Origin of the sequence: Pseudomonas sp. NFX224 (assembly GCF_048565165.1) — a bacterium.
Lineage (GTDB): Bacteria > Pseudomonadota > Gammaproteobacteria > Pseudomonadales > Pseudomonadaceae > Aquipseudomonas.
Genome location: NZ_CP183416.1, coordinates 2,361,851 through 2,383,327, shown reverse-complemented (window position 1 = coordinate 2,383,327; position 21,477 = coordinate 2,361,851). Strand labels below are relative to the sequence as shown.

Genomic DNA, 21,477 nt, shown 5'->3' with positions numbered 1-21,477 from the left:
ATGTCTTCAACCACTAAAAAAACCATTGATATCAAAAAAAGTCTGGTTGACGCGATTCTTGCCGGCCTCATCGCCCTGATTGTGTTCGGGCCGATTGTGGGCGTCGTTCTCGATGGCTATGGCTTCAACCTGGAAACCACCCGGGTGGCGTGGATTGTCGCCATCGTCATGGCCGGTCGCTTTGCCCTGAGCATGTTCCTGCAAACCCCCAAGGGCCTGAGAATCCTCGAAGGTTTTGAGTCCACCGGTTCCGGGGTCCATGTACTGGCGCCTGACTACAAGTCCCGGTTGCGCTGGATCATCCCGCTGATGATCGTCATCGCCGTGGTGTTCCCGTTCTTCTCCAACTCCTACCTGCTGGGCGTGGTCATCCTCGGGCTGATCTACGTACTGCTGGGCCTGGGGCTGAACATCGTGGTCGGCCTGGCCGGCCTGCTCGACCTGGGTTACGTGGCGTTCTACGCCATCGGTGCCTACGGCCTGGCGCTCGGTTATCAGTACCTGGGGCTGGGTTTCTGGACGGTGCTGCCGCTGGCGGCAATCACGGCGGGGCTGGCCGGTTGCATCCTCGGCTTCCCGGTGCTGCGCCTGCACGGTGACTACCTGGCGATCGTGACCCTGGGCTTCGGTGAAATCATCCGCCTGATCCTCAACAACTGGCTGTCGCTGACCGGCGGTCCGAACGGCATGGCGGCACCACTGCCGACGTTCTTCGGCCTGGAATTCGGCAAGCGGGCGAAAGACGGCGGCATACCGTTCCATGAGTTCTTCGGTATCGCCTACAACCCGGACGTGAAGTACTACTTCATCTACGCGGTGTTGTTCCTGGTGGTCCTGGCCGTGTTGTACATCAAGCATCGCCTGACCCGCATGCCTGTGGGCCGCGCTTGGGAAGCGCTGCGCGAAGATGAAATCGCCTGCCGTTCCATGGGCCTGAACCACGTGCTGGTCAAGCTCTCGGCATTCACCATCGGTGCCTCGACGGCGGGTCTGGCCGGCGTGTTCTTCGCCACCTATCAAGGTTTCGTCAACCCGACCTCGTTCACCTTCTTCGAATCGGCCCTGATCCTCGCCATCGTGGTACTCGGCGGCATGGGTTCGACCATCGGCGTGGTGATCGCGGCCTTTGTGCTGACCGTCGCCCCGGAACTGCTGCGTGGCTTCGCCGAATACCGCGTGCTGCTGTTCGGCATCCTGATGGTGTTGATGATGATCTGGCGACCGCGCGGCCTGATTCGGATCAGCCGTACCGGTGTGACCCCGCGTAAAGGAGTAGCGCCATGAGCGAAGTCGTACTCAGTGTCGAAAAACTGATGATGCACTTCGGCGGCATCAAGGCGTTGAACGACGTCAGCCTGCAGGTCAAGCGTAACTCGATCTTTGCCCTGATCGGCCCCAACGGTGCGGGCAAGACTACGGTGTTCAACTGCCTGACCGGGTTCTACAAGGCCTCCGGCGGCAAGATCGAACTCAATGTGCGTGGTGAGCAGACCAACGTCATCAAGCTGCTGGGCGAATCGTTCAAACCGACCGATTTCGTCTCGCCTAAATCGTTCGCCAGTCGTTTGTACTACAAGGCTTTCGGCGGCACCCACCTGGTGAATCGTGCCGGGCTGGCGCGGACATTCCAGAACATTCGCCTGTTCAAGGAGATGTCGGTACTGGAAAACCTGCTGGTAGCCCAACATATGTGGGTCAACCGCAGCCTGCTGGCCGGCATCCTCAACACCAAGGGCTACCGCAAGGCCGAGAGCGATGCGCTCGATCATGCGTTCTACTGGCTGGAAGTGGTGGACCTGGTGGACTGCGCCAACCGCTTGGCCGGTGAGCTTTCCTACGGTCAGCAACGTCGTCTGGAAATCGCCCGCGCCATGTGCACCCGTCCGCAGATCATCTGCCTCGACGAACCGGCCGCCGGCCTCAACCCTCAGGAAACCGAAGCGCTGAGCGCGATGATCCGGCTGCTGCGCGACGAGCACGATCTGACCGTGGTGCTGATCGAACACGACATGGGCATGGTTATGAGTATTTCCGACCACATCGTGGTACTGGACCACGGCGTCGTCATCGCCGAGGGCGGTCCCGACGACATCCGCAACGACCCGAAAGTGATTGCCGCCTACCTGGGCGCTGACGAAGAGGAAGTGGTATGACCCAACCCATCCTCGAACTCAAGGATCTGGACGTGTTCTACGGCCCGATCCAGGCGCTCAAAGGCGTGTCGCTGCACATCAACGAAGGCGAAACCGTCAGCCTTATCGGGTCCAACGGTGCCGGCAAGTCGACCCTGCTGATGTCGATCTTCGGTCAGCCGCGGGCGGCGGACGGGCAGATCCTCTATCAGGGCGTGGATATTACCCACAAATCCTCGCACTACATCGCCTCCAACGGCATCGCGCAATCGCCGGAAGGGCGGCGGGTGTTCCCCGACATGACCGTCGAGGAAAACCTGCTGATGGGCACCATTCCGATTGGCGACAAGTACGCCAAGGAAGACATGCAGCGCATGTTCAAGCTGTTTCCTCGGCTCGAAGAACGGCGTACCCAACGGGCGATGACTATGTCGGGCGGTGAGCAGCAAATGCTCGCCATCGCCCGTGCGTTGATGAGCCGGCCGAAACTGCTGCTGCTTGATGAGCCGAGCCTGGGTCTGGCACCCATCGTGGTGAAGCAGATCTTCGCCACCCTGCGCGAACTGGCGCAAACCGGCATGACCATCTTCCTGGTGGAGCAGAACGCCAACCACGCCCTTCGCCTGTCCGACCGTGCCTACGTGATGGTCAACGGCGAAATTCGCATGACGGGTACTGGCAAGGAGTTGCTGGTCAACGAGGATGTGCGTAACGCCTATCTCGGCGGGCATTAGTCCTCAGCGGTAAAAAAACGCCCTGACGTGCTAAACGTCAGGGCGTTTTTTTTCGCACTCGGTAGGAGCTGCTGTAGGCGCTGTCGAGTGAAACGAGGCTGCGATCTTTAAGATCAAGATCAAAAGATCGCAGCCTCCGGCAGCTCCTACAAGAGCGGCGCTGCGACGTAAAGTAAAATTGTGGAAAACAAATTCCACAAGCTTCCAAACCGCGACATAAAGCCGCTGCAAATAGTTGTTTTGTCACGGTTTTGACTTGTCCCCGTTTGCTGTGGAGCTGGCTGTGAATAACGTGGGAGTAGCTGGCTGAGAGCCTTTCAATCCGTGGCCTCCAGCGATGCGGTTGTTTTTTGATCAGGTGTTTTTGCGTGGCTTCAGGGTGGGTTTGTCAACCTTTTTCTGGGTGACGAAAGTGCAGCGAACTGCGCTGAACAAGCCTGTGGATAAGTCTGTGATTAAACTCTGGAAAGACTCGGCTGAAGGCCGTGGTTACTGGCTTGCGGCCATCGCCGGTTTGACCGGCAGGTCGGGAAAATTGCCATGGGCTACACAGCCGGTCCGTCAGGGTCAAGCAAAAAAGTTTTAAACGCCTCGCAAAGCCTTGTGGATAGCGGCTTTCAGCTTTTTCACTTGCCCCCGGAATGTGTGGATGGGGCTGTGGATAACGTGCGCGCACATGGCTGCAAGCCACGGAGGCTAAGGTGTCGCTTGATTTGATCGTTTTTTGTACAGGTTGTGCAGTGGTTGCCCGTATGAGCAAGGCCGGGCATGCTGCCTGCTGATTGTCTATTCCCATGGCTGAGCATCAGCCGACGCAAGGAGAACACGATGTCCAACACCCTGTTTATTACCGGCGCGACCTCCGGTTTTGGTGAAGCCTGTGCCCGTCGTTTTGCCGAGGCTGGCTGGAAACTGGTGCTGACCGGTCGTCGTGAAGAACGCCTCAATGCATTGTGTGCCGAGCTGTCGAAGCAGACTGAAGTGCATGGCCTGGTGCTCGATGTGCGTGATCGCAAGGCCATGGAAGAGGCCATTGCCAACCTGCCACCGTCCTTCGCCAAATTGCGCGGGCTGATCAACAACGCCGGCCTGGCCCTGGGCGTTGACCCTGCACCGAAGTGCGACCTGGACGATTGGGACACCATGGTCGACACCAACGTCAAAGGCCTGATGTACAGCACTCGCCTGTTGTTGCCGCGCCTGATCGCTCACGGTCGTGGTGCGGGCATCATCAACCTGGGCTCCATCGCCGGTAATTATCCGTACCCGGGCAGCCATGTGTATGGCGCCACCAAGGCATTCGTCAAACAGTTCTCCCTGAACCTGCGCTGCGACCTGCAGGGCACGGGCGTGCGGGTCAGCAACATCGAGCCGGGCCTGTGCGAAAGCGAGTTCTCGCTGGTGCGTTTTGCCGGGGATCAGGAGCGCTACAACGCGACGTACGCCGGTGCCGAGCCGATCCAGCCGCAAGACATCGCCGACACCATTTTCTGGGTTCTCAATGCGCCGGCGCACATCAACATCAACAGTCTGGAATTGATGCCGGTCAGCCAGACCTGGGCCGGGTTTGCTATCGAGCGTAAGTCTTAATAGCGTGTAACGGCCAATCGCGGGCATGCCCGCTCCCACAGGTTCAGCGCGATCCTTTTAGGAGCGAGCCTGCTTGCGAAAGGCGATATCAGCCGAGGTACTCGGCCAGCCCGCGATAGCAAGTCGCCAAGTGATAAGGCGTGGTCGACGGCATATCCCGACGACTGACTTCACCTTGCTCATCACGGCATTCATACCAGCCACCGGCATGCAGCGAGCGTTGCTGCAACGCCTGTAATTGGCGCAGCACCTCGGCTTCGCTGTCCGGCCGCAACGTCAATGCACGCAAGTACTCGGCCTGCGCCCAGATCCGCTGGGTGGCGTCTCGAGCGCCGCCATCCGGGCCCAGGTCAAGCATGGCCCGCACGGCGCCGGTTTGTTGATCGACACCCAGTTGTTCGGTGAAAGCGAAGGCACGTTCCAGCGAAGCATGCAGTTTCGAACCGCGCAGCAGCTCAGATGACTCCAGCAGGAAATACCATTCGAACTGATGGCCCGGCTCAAACCAGTTATCCACAGCTCCCAGCGGTTTTTCCATCAGCACGCCATGTTGCGGATCGATGAAGCGCTTTTGCATGGCTGTGCATAACTCGACGAGTGCCCGTTGGACGCCCAGGTCTTCGCGTACCGCCAGCGTGGCGAGGAAGGCTTCGGCCAAGTGCATCAACGGATTCTGCAGCGGTCCGCTGTTCAGCGACGACCAGTCGCGATCGAGGCTGGCTTCATAGAGGCCATCACCCGTTGCAAATCGCCGGGCAATCACTTCCAGGGCGGCGTTGAGCACCGACTCCACCAACGGCTCGCGGACTTTGTCCCAGTAATGGGCGCAGGCGAACAGAATGAAGGCATGGGTGTAGAGGTCTTTGCGCTGATCCAGCGGTGCGCCGTGCGGGTCGATGCTGTAGAACCAGCCGCCGTGCTCGGCATCGTGAAAGTGTCGCTGCAAGGAGCGGAACAGCGCTGCCGCACGCTCTTCGGCATCCGGCACCTGGCCAATCAGACTGGCAAACAGATACAACTGCCGCGCACAGGCCATGGCCCGGTAGCGTTGAGGTGGCAGCGGTTGATGCTCGGCGTCCAGCGCCTCATAGGGCAGCGCCATCTCGGTATTCCAGCCGGGACCTTGCCAGAGCGGCACGATCACGTCCTGGAAGTGCTGTTGCACCGAAGCGAACAGGGCGGTCAGTTCAGGCTGGGAGGCGGAGCGGGAAACATGCGGCATTGGCTGGCGTCGTCACGGCAGGGGCGATTGCGCGACATGTTAGCAGGCCTGAGAGTGGTGGTGTCTGAGCTCCCACAGGTTAAGTGCAAATCCCTGTGGGAGCTGGCTTGCCAGCGATCAGGCCATCACAAGCAGTAAAGAGTCAGCCTGCTAGCAACCAGGCCCCGGTCACCGCCGAAGCCGCACCCGCCAATCGAACCAACGGCGCCGCCGCCTGCGGCAATACCCGCACCACCGCGTAACCCGCCGCGTGCAATGCCGCTGTCGCCGCGACAAACCCTGCGGCATACAGCCAAGGGCTCGACATGTCCGGTAATTCCAGGCCATGGGCGACGCCGTGGAACAACGCGAACAACGCCGTGGCGCCGACCGCCAGGCTCAACGGCGGACGCACCGCCAAGGCCACAGCCAGACCCAGCGCCAGCACCGACGCGGCAATCCCGCTTTCCAGCGCCGGCAGGTTCAACCCTTCAAAACCCAGCAAACCGCCAAGCAGCATGGTGCCGACGAATGTGCACGGCAGCGCCCAGCGCGCCGCGCCTTGTTGCTGCGCCGCCCATAGGCCGACCGCCAGCATTGCGAGTAAATGGTCGAGGCCGCCGATCGGGTGGCTGATGCCGGCGATCAAGCCGTTGTCGCCGTGCCCCGGGTGGGCAAAAGCGATGGCCGGGGTCAGCAGCAGGGCCATGGCGCCCAGAATACGTTTCAGTGTCATGGATTGGCTTCCTTGTTGATAAGTCGTAATCAGGCTGCGGTCAGCAAGCCCTGGCGTTCGATGAAGGCGATGATCTTTTCCAGACCCTCGCCGGTTTTCTGGTTGCTGAAGACGAACGGCTTGCCGTTGCGCATGCGCGTGGTGTCGCTGTCCATCAGGGTCAGCGACGCGCCTACCAGCGGTGCGAGGTCGATCTTGTTGATCACCAGCAGATCGGATTTGCAGATGCCCGGCCCACCCTTGCGCGGCAACTTGTCGCCGGCGGAAACGTCGATCACGTAGATGGTCAGGTCGGACAGTTCAGGGCTGAAGGTGGCCGAGAGGTTGTCGCCACCGGACTCCACCAGAATCAGGTCAAGGCCGGGAAAGCGGCGGTTGAGCTGGTCCACCGCTTCGAGGTTGATCGAGGCATCTTCGCGGATCGCCGTGTGCGGGCAACCGCCGGTTTCCACGCCGATGATCCGTTCCGGCGCCAATGCTTCGTTGCGCACCAGGAAATCGGCGTCTTCGCGGGTGTAGATGTCGTTGGTGACGACGGCCAGGTTGTAGCGCTCGCGCAGGGCCAGGCACAGGGCCAGGGTCAGGGCAGTTTTACCGGAACCGACCGGGCCGCCGATGCCGACGCGCAGAGGTTGTGTGTTCATGTGATTCTCCAAAATAGGGGGTCCTAGGAACGGAACAGACGGCTGTACTGGCGCTCATGGGCCATGCACGCCAAGGACAGGCCAAACGCGGCGCTGCCAAAGTGTTCGGGGTTGATGTGGCTGGCGTCCTGCTGGGCTTGTTGTAGCAGCGGCAGCAGTTCGCTGGTCAGGCGTTGGGCGGCTTGCTGGCCCAGTGGCAGGGTTTTCATCAGCACCGCCAATTGGTTTTCCAGCCAGCTCCAGAGCCACGCGGCCAGCGCATCCTGCGGGCTGATCTGCCAGGCGCGGGCGGCCAATGCCCAGCCCAGCGCCAGGTGGGGTTCGGGACGTTGCTCAAGAAAGGCACGCGCCGCTGCATCGAGCTCCGGCAGGCCGTTGAGCAACTGCTGCAAGGAGTAGCCCATCTGCCGGCTCTCCTGATGCAGTTCGCGGGTTTCCCGGCTGGCGCGGTGCTCTTCGCAGCGTTGCAGCAGTTCGCTCCAGTTTTCCTCGGCCGCCGCTACGCAATGGGCGAGCAGCAATGGGGCTTCGAAGCGGGCGAGGTTGAGCAGCAATTGATCACTGATCCAGCGCCGCGCGCTGTCTGGATCGTGGACGCGACCGTTCTCAACCGCCATTTCCAGGCCTTGGGAATAGCTGTAGCCGCCAATCGGCAATTGCGGACTGGCCAGGCGCAGCAATGCCCATGCAGGGTTCACAGGCGCACGCCGAACTGGTGCAGCTTCGGTGGATAGTTGAAATCTTCATCGCCGTGACGCGAATGATGATGGCCGCCGCCGTAGGCACCGTGTTCCGGCTGGAACGGTGCCTCGATGTTTTCGGCATGGGCGCCCAATTGTTCGAGCATGGCCTTGAGCACGTAATCGTCGAGCAGGCGCAACCAGCCATCTCCCACTTGCAGGGCAACATGACGATTGCCCAAGTGATAGGCCGCGCGGGTCAGTTCGAAGGCGTTGGCGCAGGTGACGTGCAGCAGTTGTTCCGGACGGGCGCAGACGCGGACGATGCGTCCGTCTTCGGCCTGCAAACATTCACCGTCGTGCAGCGGCGCTTGCCCGCGCTCCAAAAACAACCCGACGTCTTCGCCCTCGGCACTGAAACAGCGCAAACGGCTTTTGCTCCGGGCTTCGAAGGTCAGGTGTAATTCGGCGGCCCAGACGGGTTGAGGGTCGATTCTGCGATGAATCACCAGCATCAGAAAGCTTCCAGCAATGGACATTGCTCAGGCTAGAGCAAGGGGCTTGCCAATCGCGGCGATGCGTAGGAAATGCCTGAAGGAGGCGTAGGGCGAGGCGCGAGGCGCTGTGATTTTTGGTTGATATTGGTGCGCTTCGGTTTTTGTATGCACTAATTTGTAGCGCTCAAAAAAGATCGCTGCCCGGAGGGTGCGATCTTTTGATGCATCACTCGGTGCTGCCCAGGCCTTGCCAATGCTTCAGGCCGATAAAGATGAAGCGCAGCTGCTGGGTGATTTTTGCCTGGGCTGTCAGGTGTTCCGGCAGCGCTTCTGCCGGTGGGTCGATGATGTCGGGCAACGTGGCGAACACGCTTTTGACGATCAGGTCGGCGATGACGCTCAAACCGGCGATGTCCAGGTGTTGCAGTTTGGGCATCAACGACAGGTCCGCCGCGAGGTCCGAGCTGATGACTTCGCGCAGACGGCCGATGGCCAGACGCACTGGCAGCGAGCCGCCGTACTGTTCGCGGGCCAGAAACAGGAACTGCGAACGGTTGGCGCTGACGACGTCGAGAAAGATCCGCACCGAGGCATCGATAATGCCGCCCATGACGAATTCGTTGTGCCGCACCAAGCGAATGGTTTCACGGAAGGTCTGGCCAACTTCGCTGACCAGCTCCAGGCCCAGTTCATCCATATCGGCGAAGTGCCGGTAGAAACCGGTGGGAACGATCCCGGCGGTTTTCGCCACTTCGCGCAGGCTCAGGCTGCCGAATCCTCGGCCGCCGTCCATCAGGCGACGGGCAGCGTCCATCAGGGCGTTGCGGGTTTGTTGTTTCTGTTCGGCGCGGGGCAGCATCGCAAGGGCGTTTTCTGAAGAATGACAGCGGCGCACTCTAGCAAATCGGCTTTGCCGGCGTCGAACGGAGATAGGGGGGGCAGGCGAGGAGATGCAACGTCTATAAAGCGAAAGGCCAGAATGTCAAAAGCCCAATCCGGTGATTGGGCTTTTTTTCAGGGCCACCATGGGCTCAGCTCATAGTGCTGTTGCGTTCGATTACACGGTCACCACCGCCTTCGGCAAGCGTTTGACCTGGGGTGCGATCGGAGCCGTCAGCGGCCAGGGTTTGGCCAGGCGTGCGATCGGAGCCGTCAGCAGCAACAGTCTGGCCTTGTTTGGTTTGATCGTAACCATCTTCAGTGATCAGGTTTTTTTCTTTCAGGCGATCATTACCGCCTTCAGCCAGGGTTTGGCCCGGGGTGCGATCGGAACCATCGGCAGCAACCGTTTGGCTGAACACCGAGTGGTTATCTTTAACTTGCGGAGTGGCCTGGTCAGCGGCTGGCAGTGCGAAAGCCGTGCTGGCCAGCATAGAGAGTGTAAGGCTAAGCAGAAGTTGGCGTTTCATGATCGGTTGCTCCGTAGGAGGGCGATAAATTGGGTACGAGGGCAATGCTACTCTCGATAAGTCGATATAAAAGTTCATAAACGCAATGTTAATAATCAACGGAATTGATTGTTCTCTGCAGGCCTTGTAAACCGTGGCTTTCAAGCTCGCGCGTTTGCACCGAGGTGGGTATTTTCGACTCACTCGCGCCACGTAAAAGTGCGGGGCCGGTAACGCCGAAGGCGACTGATGAGTCATGAATTGACTTGTCGATTGTTGGAAAAACGGTCATCGGATTAAACCTGCGGGCCGTTTTTCAGTCGTAGATTCCATAGCGGGCCGGTTCTGGCCCAGCGTTTTTCATGTGCGTCGCGGTCGGGGCGCTCAGCCGTATCAGGAGCTCTGTGCAATGACGCGCACCCGTAAAATTCTCGCCTGGACCCTCGGCAGCCTGGTTGTCCTGCTGGCCGTGCTGGTGCTGATCATCGTGTTCTTCGATTGGAACCGGATCAAACCACCCCTCAATACCAAAGTGTCCGAAGAGCTGCACCGTCCGTTCGCCATCAATGGCAACCTGGCGGTGGTGTGGCGGCGCGAGCCCGACGAGGGCGGCTGGCGTGCCTGGGTGCCGTGGCCGCATGTGGTGGCTGAAGACCTGAGTCTGGGCAACCCGGACTGGTCGAAGTCGCAGCAGATAGCCAGCCTCAAGCGTGTCGAATTGCGCATTTCGCCATTGGCCTTGCTGGCGCAACGTGTCGTCATCCCGCGCATCGACCTCACTGAACCCAATGCCGAGTTGCAACGACTGGCCGACGGTCGCGCCAACTGGACCTTCACGTTCGACCCGAAAGACCCGAACGCCGAACCTTCTCCTTGGGTGCTGGACATCGGCGCGATCGGCTTCGACAAGGGCCATATCACCCTCGACGACCAGAACCTGAAGACTCAACTCGACGTGTTGATCGACCCGTTGGGCAAGCCGATTCCATTCAGCGAGATCGTCGGTGACAAAGCGGCGAAAACCGCGCAGGAGCAGGGCGCTGCACCACAGGACTACGCGTTCGGCCTCAAGGTCAAAGGCCAGTATCACGGTCAGAAACTGGCAGGTCAGGGCAAGATTGGTGGCTTGCTGGCCTTGCAGGACGCGGCCCGGCCGTTCCCGCTGCAGGCGCAGGTGAAGATCGCCGACACCAGCGTCGAACTGGCCGGTACGCTGACTGATCCGATGAATCTTGGCGCTTTGGACCTGCGCCTGAAACTGGCTGGCGCCAGCCTGGGCAATCTTTACCCGCTGACCGGCGTGACCCTGCCGGATACGCCGCCATACGCTACCGACGGTCACCTGATCGCCAAGCTGCATGAGCCAACGGGCGCGGTGTTCCGCTATGAGGCGTTCAACGGCAAGATCGGTGAAAGTGATATCCACGGTAGCCTGACCTACGTCGCTGGCCAGCCGCGGCCTAAACTCAGCGGTTCGCTGCTGTCCAATCAACTGCTGTTTGCCGACCTGGCCCCGCTGATCGGTGCCGATTCCAATGCCAAGCAAAAGGCCCGTGGCGGCGAGAGCAAGCAGCCGGCGGACAAGGTGCTGCCGGTCGAAGAGTTCAAGACCGAACGCTGGCGCGATATGGACGCCGACGTCGAGTTCACCGGCAAACGCATTGTCCACAGCGAAAAACTGCCGTTCAACGATCTCTACACGCACCTGGTGCTGACTGATGGCGTGCTCAGCCTTGAACCGCTGCGCTTTGGCGTGGCGGGCGGCAAGCTGGATTCGCAGATTCGCCTGAACGGTCGCACCGAGCCCTTGGAAGGCCGGGCAAAACTCACTGCGCGGGGCTTCAAACTCAAGCAGTTGTTCCCCACCTTCGAACCGATGAAAACCAGTTTCGGCGAACTCAATGGCGATGCCGACATCACCGGTCGCGGCAATTCGGTGGCCAAACTGCTGGGCAGCGCCAACGGCAACCTGAAAATGCTGATCAACGATGGCGCGATCAGCCGCGAGTTGATGGAGCTGGCCGGGTTGAACGTCGGCAACTATGTGGTCGGCAAAATCTTTGGCGACAAGGACGTGAAGATCAACTGCGCCGCGTCCGACTTCGAGATCAAGAACGGTCTGGCGACCACGCGATTGTTCGTCTTCGATACCGAGAACGCGATCATCTACATCGATGGCACCGCGAACATGGCCACCGAGCAACTGGACCTGACCATCACGCCGGAATCCAAGGGCTGGCGCTTGATCTCGCTGCGATCACCGCTGTACGTGCGGGGCAAGTTCATCAAGCCCGACGCCGGCGTGAAGGCCGTGCCGCTGATGTTGCGCGGGGCCGGGATGGTTGCGCTGGGGGTGATTGCCGCACCGGCGGCTGGGTTGCTGGCGCTGGTGGCACCGAGCGGCGGCGAGCCGAATCAGTGCGCGCCGCTGCTGGAACAGATGAAGTCGGGCAAGGCGCCGGTGACGGTCAAGCCAACCCGGTAGATCAAAAGATCGCAGCCTGCGGCAACGCCTACAGAGGAATGCGTTCTCCTGCAGGCTGCGATCCTGGTGTTAGTCCGGACACTGACGCTTCCTCTGCTAGCCACGCAAAAAAAGCCCGCACCGGCGGATGTCGCTCGCGACCCGGCACACACAGCGCGCTGTAACCGGCGCCATCCACCTGCACATTCCCCCGATAAGGCAAGAGCAACCCGCTGGCCACACTTTCCGACACCAGGATATTGCTCGCCAGCACCAGGCCTTGGCCGGCAATCGCCGCTTGCAGGGCGTAATGTTCTTCGTCGTATTCACGCACGGCGGGTTGGCCGTTCAGCCATGTCTCGCCGGACTGAGCGCACCACGCCTCCCAGCCGTGGGCATAGAGCTTGGAGTTGTGCCAGTGCACGCTGATCAGCGTCGGCGTGCGCTGGGTCGCCAGTGCCACTTGTTCCGGTGAGCCGTAGACACCGAAGGATTCATCGAACAGGCACAACCCATACAGGTTCGGATAATCATCAAGGCTGTAGCGCAGCACCAGATCGACGCTGGCGTCCTGATGCAGGTCGATGACCTCACAGTGGGTGTCCAGGCGCACGTTGATGTTCGGATGGCGGGCGTAGAAACGTCCCAGCCGTGGCACCAGCCACAGGGCGGCGAAGGCTGCGGTGGTGGAGATCGTCAGATGTGTACCGCTGCGTTGCGGCCTCAGGGTGTCGACGCTTTGCGCCACTTCCAGAAAAGCTCCGTGCAGGCTGTGGAACAGCCGTTCGCCGCATTCGGTCAGGCGCACCTGGCGGGGCAGGCGCTCGAACAGCGGCACGCCGAGCCAGGTTTCCAGCGAACGGATCTGGTGCGACACCGCCGTTGGGGTAACGGCCAGTTCTTCGGCGGCAGCCTTGAAGCTCAGCAAGCGTGAGGCGGACTCAAAGGCGCGCAGGGCGGTCAGCGGCAACGAGGCAAACATTGAATGCTCCATGGATGAAATGAATTCATCCCGAGTGATTTTTGCTCATTTGAAGAGCAAGGGCTACGAGCTTCAAGCTGCAAGCCACAAGCCACAAGCCACAAGCCACAAGCAGTTTGAGTTTAGTCCTTGAGGAGATTCAGATGAGTAAAATTCTTGCTGTTCATGCCAGTCCACGAGGTGAGCGTTCCCATTCCCGCCGGTTGGCCGAGGTGTTTCTCTCGGCGTTGCAGACGCGTCATCCGCATGCGCAACTGACCCGCCGTGAAGTCGGGCGGGCATTGATTGCGCCGGTCAACGAAGCGTTTGTGGCCGCCGCGTTTTATCCCGAACCCGAGGCCCGTCCCTTGTCGATGCAAGCCGATTTGGCGTTCAGCGATGAACTGGTCGGCGAGTTGCTCGGCCATGACCTGCTGGTGATTTCCACGCCGATGCACAACTTCAGCGTACCCAGCGGCTTGAAGGCCTGGATCGATCAAATTGTGCGGCTCGGCCTGACTTTCAATCACTCCCTGGACAACGGCGTGGCCCAGTACGAACCGCTGGTGCACGGTAAAAAGGCATTGATCGTCACCAGTCGTGGCGGCTTCGGTTTTGGTCCGGGCGGCGAGCTGGAGGCCATGAATCATGCCGATCCATTGCTGCGCACGGCGTTGGGTTTCATCGGCATCACCGATATCACCGTGGTCGCCGCCGAGGGCGAAGAGTCCGAGGCGCGCACTTTCGCAGTTTCCGCTGCCGAGGCTGAACAGCGCTTACTCGCGCTGGCCAGGGCGTTCTAAGTGGCCTGGCTGTTTCTGCTGATCGCCGCCGGGTTTGAAGTCACGTTCGCCATGGGCATGAAGTACGCCGAAGGCTTCACCCGGCTCTGGCCGTCGCTGATCACTGTCGTGGCAGCAGTGGGCGGGATTTACTTCCTGACCCTGGCCATGCGCGAGTTGCCGGTGAGCATCGCCTATCCGATCTGGACCGCCATCGGGTCGCTGGGCACGGTGTTTCTCGGGTTTGCGTTGTTGGGGGAAAGCCTGACGGCGGTCAAGTTATTGTCGGTCGGGCTGATCGTGGCGGGGGTCGTCGGGCTGAAGTAGGGCGGATGTCATAGACTGGTCGTCGAGTTGTCATCTTCGCTGGCGATGCTTGGCGGATGTCTTGCATCCCGCCTTGCGTCACTTCTCGATCACAAGGATGTCCGCCCATGTCGCAAGGTTCTGCCCCGCGCTATCCACTGGTGCTGGTCCCGGGAATGCTCGGGTTCATCCGTTTGGTGCTTTATCCGTACTGGTACGGGATCGTTGACGCGTTGCGCCGTGGCGGCGCCATCGTGTTTGCGGTGCAGGTTTCACCGCTGAACTCCAGTGAAGTGCGCGGCGAGCAGTTGCTGGCGCGGATCGAAGCGATTCTGCGCGAAACCGGGGCCGAGAAGGTCAACCTGATCGGCCACAGCCAAGGCTCGTTGACGGCGCGATATGCGGCAGCCAAGCGGCCGGACCTGGTGGCCTCGGTGACCTCGGTGGCGGGACCGAATCACGGTTCGGAACTGGCCGATTACCTGCACAAGCACTATCCCCACGACAGTGCCAAGGGGCGGCTACTGAGCTTTTTGTTACGCATGGTCAACGCGCTGATGTGCCTGCTGGACACCGGTTATCACGGACCGAAGCTGCCAGTGGATATCCATGCGTCCCATCATTCCCTCACTTCCGAAGGCGTGGCGTTGTTCAACCAGCGTTATCCACAAGGACTGCCCGAGACCTGGGGCGGGCACGGGCCGGAAGAGGTCAACGGTGTGCGTTATTACTCTTGGTCCGGAACCCTGCAACCGGGCAAGACCGATCGCGGACGCAACCTGCTCGATGGCACCAACCGCAGTTGCCGGTTGTTCGCCAGGACGTTCGTCCGTGAGGCGGGACACTGCGACGGGATGGTCGGGCGCTACAGCTCGCACCTGGGGACGGTGATTGGCGATGAGTTTCCGCTGGATCACTTCGACATCGTCAACCAGTCGTTGGGGCTGGTGGGGAAGGGCGCCGAGCCGATTCGGTTGTTTGTCGAGCATGCGGCTCGGTTGAATGCGGCGGGTTTGTAAGCTCCGGATCAAATGATCGCGCGAGCCTTACCGCCCAACACCGTGGTCCAACGCTCCGAAAGCACTACCCCACCCAACGTCAACACCCCGCCCACCAGGTGATACATCGCCAATTGCTCATGCAGCACCACCGCCGCAATCAGCGCGGTAATCAACGGCAGCAAATTGAAAAACAGCACGGTGCGGCTCGGCCCCAAGCGCACGACTGCTTGCATCCACGCCAATGGCGCGACCATTGAGGCCAGCAAACAGGCGTACAACACCAGCGGAATATTCTGCAAAGTCGGGCCGATTTTCGGCGAGGCGAGAAACAGCGGAAATAACACCACCACCGCCACCAGCACCTGCAAATACAACAACACCAGCGGCGGCAACTTCAGCTGCCATTTTTTCAGCAGGGTGCTGTAGACCGCGTAAGCCAGCGTCGCCACCAGCATCATCGCGTCGCCCAGGTTCACCCCGTGCTCCAGCAACACACTGAGACTGCCGGACGAAACCACCACCAATACCCCGGCGAACGACAGCACTGCACCGGCCAGCGCACCCGCGGTCAGACGCTGGCCGAGGCTGATGATCGCCATGGCCAGCGACATCAACGGCATCAACGACAGGATGATGCCCATGTTGGTGGCCGTGGTCAGGGCCGCGGCGAAATACGCCAGGCTTTGATAGACCGCCATGCCAAGCACGCCGAGGATGAAAATCTTGCCCAGGTTCGAGCGAATCTGCGGCCAGTGAGCGATCACCGGTTTGAGCATGAAAGGCGTGAACAACAAACCGGCGAGCAGCCAGCGGTAGAAACCGATCTCGGCGGGGAAGATCGCCCCGGCCGACATTTTGGTGATCACGGTGTTGCCGGCCCAGATAAAAATGGCCAGCAAGGGATAAGCGTATTGCATCGGGAAAAACCAGAACGTTAATGAGGGGCAATTATCCCCTGTCTGGATGCAGGTCTATACTTCGATCCAGACAAACCGCCCTTGATTCCGGACAGCATGACCCGTAAACACATTGACCTGCTGGATTTCAGCGAACTGCCGGCCCCGGTGTACTTTCGGTACGCCGACTTCGACACCCACGAATACGCCTCGGCGCACCGGCATCCCTGGGGCACACTGGAGTATGCGGCGCACGGGGTGTTGCACATGGATGTCGACGGCAGTCGTTTCATGTCGCCGCCGCAATACGCCGTGTGGGTGCCACCCGAAATCGAGCACAGTTTCTACAGCCATCAGCCGATCAATTACCGTGCCGTTTGTCTGGCGCCGGCGGTCTGTGAGGATCTGCCAAAACAGGCCTGCACGCTCGCCATCAGTGACATTCTCAAGGCGATCCTCAAGGACTTCGCCGTCCGTGACGTAAAAATTCCCGAGCGGGCCGCCGATAAACGCCTGGCCCAGGTTCTGGTAGACCAGTTGCAACAGGCGCCGGTGCATGAGTGTTACCTGCCCTACGCCAGCACGCCGGGACTGTTGGGTATCTGCGAGGCCCTGCAAGCCGCACCTGATGACAATCGGCCTTTGGCGCATTGGGCGGCGCAGGTTCACGTCAGCGAACGGACCCTGGCCCGGCAGTTTGTCCGTGAGTTAGGCATGAGTTTCGGGGAATGGCGCCAGCGTCTGCGATTTCTGGCGGCGATTGAAGCGCTGGACAGCCATCGCAGTATTCAGGAAGTTGCCTTCGACATGGGTTACAGCACGGCGTCGGCATTTATTGCGATGTTCCAGCGTCAAGCGGGTTGTTCACCTGACTACTATCGGCGTAACAAACTATTTTAACGATCTGATTAAGATATTTCATACAGCATTATCCGAAATTAACTTCATGGGCGCAGGATTGGGGGCTGTAGGCTTCGATACTCTTTATCAAGGTTTGCAGGTAATTGTTGTGAAAAGTTTATTGTTGAAAACGGAGAGTGTTTCGAGCGTTTCTGATATTGAGCATGAAAACAGTATTCACTTTGATTTTATAAAAGGTGCCATTCCCGACTGGATTGTCAATTCCTCTCTTCAGCGGATGGCTGATTTGCGCAACACCCCCAAAGTTGTTTCCGAATGGCACAAAACGGCGTCCCCTACCGAGCACCTGGCCGCGAAAGGCGCCACGCAGGCGGGCTGGAATGCCCAGAATACAGTCGATCGGATGCTCGGCAATCTGCAGGACGTTGAATCCTTCGCCCAACCCATACTGACTCAGGCTATTCATGAACAGTACGGTGTTGTAGTCGATGTTCGTAAAACTTACCTACGCTTGTATTCCACGGCTAAAACATCACCTTGGGCATTTAAAGTCACGGGTGGTGTCAGCAGTCGAACTGTTTCTATGCTTAACGCTTCGCTGCACAATTTTGCCGAAGGTGAAGTGTTTAGTGCTGACTCGGTATTGACTGGCAAACCCGACGAGGGCGGACAGTTTGAAATTAAAGACCTGGGTATGACAGTCGAGCAGTTCAAGGCGCTGTGCCGATCTCTGGATATCGGCACCCAGTATAAAAAACATCTGGAAAGTTATCTGATTCCCGAAGATGCCATGGTCCGGGCAGTCGTGCAGCATCGCATCGTCGATAGTCAGAAAAGCGCTATGAAAGCCGCCGCACATCTGGCGTTGATGAAGAAAGACATCGGGTCTGCGGCCTACCTGACTGTGTTGCACATGGTTCGGAACAAAAAGGGGCTGATATTCGATGGCGGTCCCGTTCGCTATTACCACTTGAGCATGCTGGGCACCCGCTTGAGCGGCATTGTGCTGATCGCCGCCGATCTTGACACTCCCGGTGCGGATGTCCGACGCGTTATTGCTTATGTACCGCACGATCCCGAGCATCCGCTGAAAGAGTACGCCTCGACGGTCGAGTTCGCGCGTGAACTGACTCGCCAATTACGAGGTGACAAGCAGGGCTCCGCTTCCGCCCCGACGAGCTACCAGGCGTTTTTCAGTCGATTCGTGGATCATGGGCAACGTGGACATTTTTTCGCCGCGCTCAACGCCAGCCTGGTGCAAGTCACCTATCACGGCGTGCAACCGGGCTCCAATTTACCCGCTTGGCGTGAGACCCAAGTGGAACACCCTGATCTGCGGTTCGCCCCAGTGTCCTTCGAAAGTGATATCGCCAGTCACCATCACGACGATCCCTGGATTTATCTCTACGAGTGTCAGGTGGACAAGATCCTGGCCGACGGGCGCGCGCTGGCGGTGACCACTGCCGATGCGGACAGCGCCGCACGCTGGGCCTGGATTGAAAACCTGGAAAAAATGCTCTCCGACATCCTGCAGGTTGCCTTGCTCATCGTGACCCCGTTCGTGCCGGTGCTTGGGGAGGCCATGATGGGGTATATGGTCTATCAACTCGTCGACGGGGTGGTTGAGGGCGTTGTTGAGCTCGCCGAGGGCGAGTACCTGGAGGCGGCGGAGCACTTGATCGGCGTTGCTGAAAACGTGATTCAGTTGGGCACCTTTGCCGCTGGCGGGTTTATTTTCGCTCAAGCGGTGAAGCCCGGGCTGTCGTCGTTCCTCGAAGGTGCCCGCCCCGTCATGCTAAGAAACGGCGAGCAGCGGTTATGGGGGCAAAACCTGCGGCCCTATCAGCGACAGAACCTGCGTCTGGCCGCGGACTCCAAGCCTGACGCTTATGGCCTGCATCAACATCAGGGCAAGCAGATTCTGCCGCTGGACGGTCACCATTTCGAACTCACGCTCGATTCGCGAACCGGCAAACATCGCGTGCAGCATCCGACTCGACCCGAGGCTTACCAGCCGCTGGCGGAGAGTAACGGTACGGGCGCGTTTGTGATCGAGGGTGAACAACCTCACACCTGGGATGCCGATAAGTTGATCAAGCGACTTGGTCCCTCGGTGGACGGCTTGACGGACCGGCTTGGCGACATTCGCTCCGTCAGCCGCGCCGACCTTGGGGCGCTTGTACGCATGTACGCCGATAACGAGCGGGCGATTCCGTTGCTGAGCGATACGGTGACCCGCTTCCAGATCGACCGGGATATTCACACATTCATCCGCAACATCGGCAGCACCCATGCGCAGGATTACCTGCAGGCCGATGCGCTTTGGCAGTTTCAACTGCTGGACGGTTTGTGGCCCGGCCGGGCGATTGAGCTCGTGGGGGCCGATGGACAGGTTCTGTACGCCATCGGGTCCGGGGCAGAACCTGTGTCCATCCAGGCGGACCGACTGGCGAACACCGATCTGATCGACACTTTGTTGTCGTTTCTCGATGACGACGAAGTCCGACAACTGCTGGGTGATGAAACCCATGCGCCGCTCGGCAGCCGCGACAAGAGTGCCGAGCGTGTCAGGATGCAGCTCGCGCAACGGGCAGATCAGCGCAAGGCCTCGTTGTTCTACACTCGCTACCGAGGCATCGAGCGAGCCGCTAGTTTCGAAGCCCGGGTCATCCAGGACGAGGTGGCAGGGCTGCCCGCTATCGTCGCCCAGGAACTGGTGGCACTGGCTCGTCCGGAGGAGTTGCAGGCGCTCAAGATGCGCAGGCTTCCCGAGCGACTGGAAGGTTTTGCGAAATGGGCGCTCAGGGACGTGCGGATCAGTCGGGCCTATGAGGGCTTCTATCTGGACTCGGTCGACAGTCGGGACTTCAACGCCCTGGCCCTGCATTCGCTGGAAAACCTGCCTGGCTGGAACGCCGATGTCCGGATCGAACTCCGTCTCTACAGCCTCGACGGTCTGAAGCTGGACAGCATCGGCCGAGATGACGCGGCGATTCGACGTACGCTTGTCGTGAGCGAAAACGGAGTGTTCCAGGCCTGTGACGAGCATGGAGAGTCCCTGCATTCAGGCAGTGATTTGTTTACCTCGATCTTGCAGGCATTGCCCGATGCCGAGCGGGATGCGTTGCAGATGCATATCGGCCAAGGCCCGATCCTGAAGGCGGCATTACGCGACCATGCCCTGAAACCGTACCGCTTGCCGAGTGTTCTTGGCGACCTGCCGGCGCTAAAAAATTCGGCATTCGATCCGGCGATCATGCGCCTGCGTGGAGGGTCTCCCACCGTGACCGGTGAGGTCGCGCAACTGCAGGACGTCGAGCAACGCTACCAGGAGTTCGTCAACGGAGCGTTTCATCCAAGCATCCCCTCGATAGAACGATACAACTACCTGCGCGGGCTGAAGTTGATGGGCGAGAGCTTGTCCTACGATTGCTGGGGCGCACTCTGGGATGGGCTTGCGAAGGCGAACACCGAGGGCTTCGAGGCCAACCAGCGAGCGGTGAAAAGCATCGAAGTATTACCGGACCTGAAAACGCTGATGTCGGCTGAACAGTACGAGGCATTGCTCGAGCGGTTGTTCACCGAGGACGGCTTGGTACCGCTCACGGAGTCCGAGCGCAATCTGGGGGCGCGCGCGCGTGATCTCGAGCAAACCGGGCGTCTCGATGAGTATCAGGCGCTGCAACAGGCGGTCAGGGATAACGCCGCGCCGTCCAGTGAGCCATGGGTTGCGTTGCAGCAGTATGCCGATGCGCTTGGATCGGGTGTATCAGCGCCAGGACAGCCCACCGAAGTGTCGCCTCAGGTCATGGCCAACCTGCGTCAGGCGCAACGCGCGATTTATCGGGCCAGAGAACTGTTGCCTTTATCGGGCAACCAGTTGCCGGGCATCTGGGAAAACGGCGGTTCTGCGATCGCGAAAATCAAGGGATTGCGAGGGCTGGATCTTCAGGAAGGTCAATTTACCGCGCAGATGACAATCGCGGAACATGCGCGCAAAGCCATTGAAATCAAGGGTGGAAACTGTTCGGAAAACTCGAAAGTGACCTTCGCGCTGCTGGCCAGCCAACCGAGAAGCTCGCGGGTTCATCTCGTCAAAGCCACAGCTTTCGACCATCAATATGTGGTGATCGGCGATGACTTGAGCAATCTCCAGCAACTGGTCGTTGCTGATTCCTGGCCGGAGTTTCCTGTCGCCCATACGGCGGACAATGGTTATTTCGAGTTCGAACTGCCGCCGCTGGCAACCCTTGAGCCAGGCCCCGCCAGTCCGGACTTTGTCTTTATCAATGATGTGCCGGCGGGGCGGGCGGCGCTGCCGGAAGTTTCCCGGGACAACACCATCAGGCAGATAAAAATGAACAAACTGTACAAGTCGGGGGCATATGCTCAATTCACTTCATTGAAGGCGTTGGGAACACGCTACGGTCTGCCTGGGGAAGTCGGGGTATCGTTCGAGCGATTGCCTGGGTCCGTGATCGAAAAGCGCCTGTCCGCCTGGCAAGAATATCAGCAGGCATTCAAGAGCCTGCTGGAGCAACAGTCCGCCGGTGCATGACGGGCCGAATGATCATCGGCGGCTGGAGGAAGGTGTAACAAGGTTT

The 21,477-nt window shown here is 59.7% G+C and carries 20 protein-coding genes; 11 read left to right on the top strand and 9 right to left on the bottom strand.

Going from position 1 to position 21,477, the window contains the following annotated elements; translation table 11 throughout:
- The 5 genes from livM to ACNYC6_RS10690 all read left to right on the top strand — a co-directional run bounded on the left by livM (position 1) and on the right by ACNYC6_RS10690 (position 4,456).
- Entirely contained in the window at positions 1 to 1,284 is a 1,284-nt protein-coding gene (gene livM / locus ACNYC6_RS10710) for a high-affinity branched-chain amino acid ABC transporter permease LivM (protein WP_419712276.1), read from the top strand.
- Positions 1,281 to 2,153, top strand: a complete 873-nt coding sequence (locus ACNYC6_RS10705; protein ID WP_419712275.1) for an ABC transporter ATP-binding protein — start codon at positions 1,281 to 1,283, stop codon at positions 2,151 to 2,153. The genes livM and ACNYC6_RS10705 overlap by 4 nt, the downstream gene beginning before the upstream one ends.
- Positions 2,150 to 2,866 carry an ABC transporter ATP-binding protein gene (locus ACNYC6_RS10700; protein ID WP_419712274.1) on the top strand — a complete coding sequence of 239 codons (717 nt, stop codon included), beginning with the start codon at positions 2,150 to 2,152 and terminating at the stop codon, positions 2,864 to 2,866. The genes ACNYC6_RS10705 and ACNYC6_RS10700 overlap by 4 nt, the downstream gene beginning before the upstream one ends.
- 337 nt (positions 2,867 to 3,203) lie before the next feature.
- The gene (locus ACNYC6_RS10695; protein WP_419712273.1) at positions 3,204 to 3,452 is read left to right on the top strand and encodes a hypothetical protein; all 249 of its coding nucleotides are present in this window, start codon (positions 3,204 to 3,206) and stop codon (positions 3,450 to 3,452) included.
- A 242-nt stretch (positions 3,453 to 3,694) separates the two neighbouring features.
- Positions 3,695 to 4,456: an SDR family oxidoreductase gene (locus ACNYC6_RS10690; RefSeq protein WP_419712272.1), complete on the top strand. Its 762-nt coding sequence runs from the start codon at positions 3,695 to 3,697 to the stop codon at positions 4,454 to 4,456.
- An 88-nt stretch (positions 4,457 to 4,544) separates the two neighbouring features.
- On the opposite strand, the gene ACNYC6_RS10685 is transcribed toward ACNYC6_RS10690, so the two are convergent.
- The 7 genes from ACNYC6_RS10685 to ACNYC6_RS10655 all read right to left on the bottom strand — a co-directional run bounded on the left by ACNYC6_RS10685 (position 4,545) and on the right by ACNYC6_RS10655 (position 9,623).
- Positions 4,545 to 5,678, bottom strand: coding sequence for an AGE family epimerase/isomerase (locus ACNYC6_RS10685; protein ID WP_419712271.1), 1,134 nt, complete (start codon positions 5,676 to 5,678; stop codon positions 4,545 to 4,547).
- Between the two features lie 142 nt (positions 5,679 to 5,820).
- Positions 5,821 to 6,393 carry a HupE/UreJ family protein gene (locus ACNYC6_RS10680; protein ID WP_419712270.1) on the bottom strand — a complete coding sequence of 191 codons (573 nt, stop codon included), beginning with the start codon at positions 6,391 to 6,393 and terminating at the stop codon, positions 5,821 to 5,823.
- A gap of 29 nt (positions 6,394 to 6,422) precedes the next feature.
- Positions 6,423 to 7,037, bottom strand: coding sequence for an urease accessory protein UreG (gene ureG, locus ACNYC6_RS10675; protein ID WP_419712269.1), 615 nt, complete (start codon positions 7,035 to 7,037; stop codon positions 6,423 to 6,425).
- 23 nt (positions 7,038 to 7,060) lie between these two features.
- Positions 7,061 to 7,735, bottom strand: a complete 675-nt coding sequence (locus ACNYC6_RS10670; RefSeq protein WP_419712268.1) for an urease accessory protein UreF — start codon at positions 7,733 to 7,735, stop codon at positions 7,061 to 7,063.
- Positions 7,732 to 8,232 (bottom strand): urease accessory protein UreE, encoded by a 501-nt coding sequence (gene ureE, locus ACNYC6_RS10665; RefSeq protein ID WP_419712267.1) that lies wholly within the window; start codon positions 8,230 to 8,232, stop codon positions 7,732 to 7,734. Before ureE ends, ACNYC6_RS10670 begins: the two co-directional genes overlap by 4 nt.
- Before the next feature lie 208 nt (positions 8,233 to 8,440).
- A complete protein-coding gene (locus ACNYC6_RS10660) occupies positions 8,441 to 9,073 on the bottom strand; it encodes a TetR family transcriptional regulator (protein WP_419712266.1) in 633 nt (210 codons plus the stop codon).
- Between the two features lie 172 nt (positions 9,074 to 9,245).
- Complete coding sequence (locus ACNYC6_RS10655) at positions 9,246 to 9,623, bottom strand: hypothetical protein (protein WP_419712943.1); 378 nt, start codon at positions 9,621 to 9,623, stop codon at positions 9,246 to 9,248.
- 388 nt (positions 9,624 to 10,011) lie between these two features.
- On the opposite strand from ACNYC6_RS10655, the gene ACNYC6_RS10650 reads away from it, so the two are divergent.
- Complete coding sequence (locus ACNYC6_RS10650) at positions 10,012 to 12,087, top strand: AsmA family protein (RefSeq protein WP_419712265.1); 2,076 nt, start codon at positions 10,012 to 10,014, stop codon at positions 12,085 to 12,087.
- A 28-nt stretch (positions 12,088 to 12,115) separates the two neighbouring features.
- On the opposite strand, the gene ACNYC6_RS10645 is transcribed toward ACNYC6_RS10650, so the two are convergent.
- Positions 12,116 to 13,060 (bottom strand): LysR substrate-binding domain-containing protein, encoded by a 945-nt coding sequence (locus ACNYC6_RS10645; protein ID WP_419712264.1) that lies wholly within the window; start codon positions 13,058 to 13,060, stop codon positions 12,116 to 12,118.
- A gap of 131 nt (positions 13,061 to 13,191) precedes the next feature.
- Here ACNYC6_RS10645 and ACNYC6_RS10640 point away from each other — a divergent pair, with 131 nt between their 5' ends.
- The 3 genes from ACNYC6_RS10640 (at position 13,192) to ACNYC6_RS10630 (ending at position 15,134) form a co-directional block, all read left to right on the top strand.
- A complete protein-coding gene (locus ACNYC6_RS10640; RefSeq protein ID WP_419712263.1) occupies positions 13,192 to 13,830 on the top strand; it encodes an FMN-dependent NADH-azoreductase in 639 nt (212 codons plus the stop codon).
- Complete coding sequence (locus tag ACNYC6_RS10635) at positions 13,831 to 14,136, top strand: DMT family transporter (protein ID WP_416130089.1); 306 nt, start codon at positions 13,831 to 13,833, stop codon at positions 14,134 to 14,136.
- Between the two features lie 107 nt (positions 14,137 to 14,243).
- A complete protein-coding gene (locus ACNYC6_RS10630; RefSeq protein ID WP_419712262.1) occupies positions 14,244 to 15,134 on the top strand; it encodes a lipase family alpha/beta hydrolase in 891 nt (296 codons plus the stop codon).
- An 8-nt stretch (positions 15,135 to 15,142) separates the two neighbouring features.
- Here the strand turns inward: ACNYC6_RS10630 and ACNYC6_RS10625 are convergent, their stop codons facing one another.
- Positions 15,143 to 16,033 (bottom strand): DMT family transporter, encoded by an 891-nt coding sequence (locus ACNYC6_RS10625; protein ID WP_419712261.1) that lies wholly within the window; start codon positions 16,031 to 16,033, stop codon positions 15,143 to 15,145.
- A gap of 96 nt (positions 16,034 to 16,129) precedes the next feature.
- Here ACNYC6_RS10625 and ACNYC6_RS10620 point away from each other — a divergent pair, with 96 nt between their 5' ends.
- Together ACNYC6_RS10620 and ACNYC6_RS10615 are read left to right on the top strand one after the other, a co-directional pair.
- A complete protein-coding gene (locus tag ACNYC6_RS10620; protein WP_419712260.1) occupies positions 16,130 to 16,912 on the top strand; it encodes an AraC family transcriptional regulator in 783 nt (260 codons plus the stop codon).
- Between the two features lie 46 nt (positions 16,913 to 16,958).
- Positions 16,959 to 21,431: a dermonecrotic toxin domain-containing protein gene (locus tag ACNYC6_RS10615; protein WP_419712259.1), complete on the top strand. Its 4,473-nt coding sequence runs from the start codon at positions 16,959 to 16,961 to the stop codon at positions 21,429 to 21,431.
- The last annotated feature ends 46 nt before the right edge of the window (positions 21,432 to 21,477 follow it).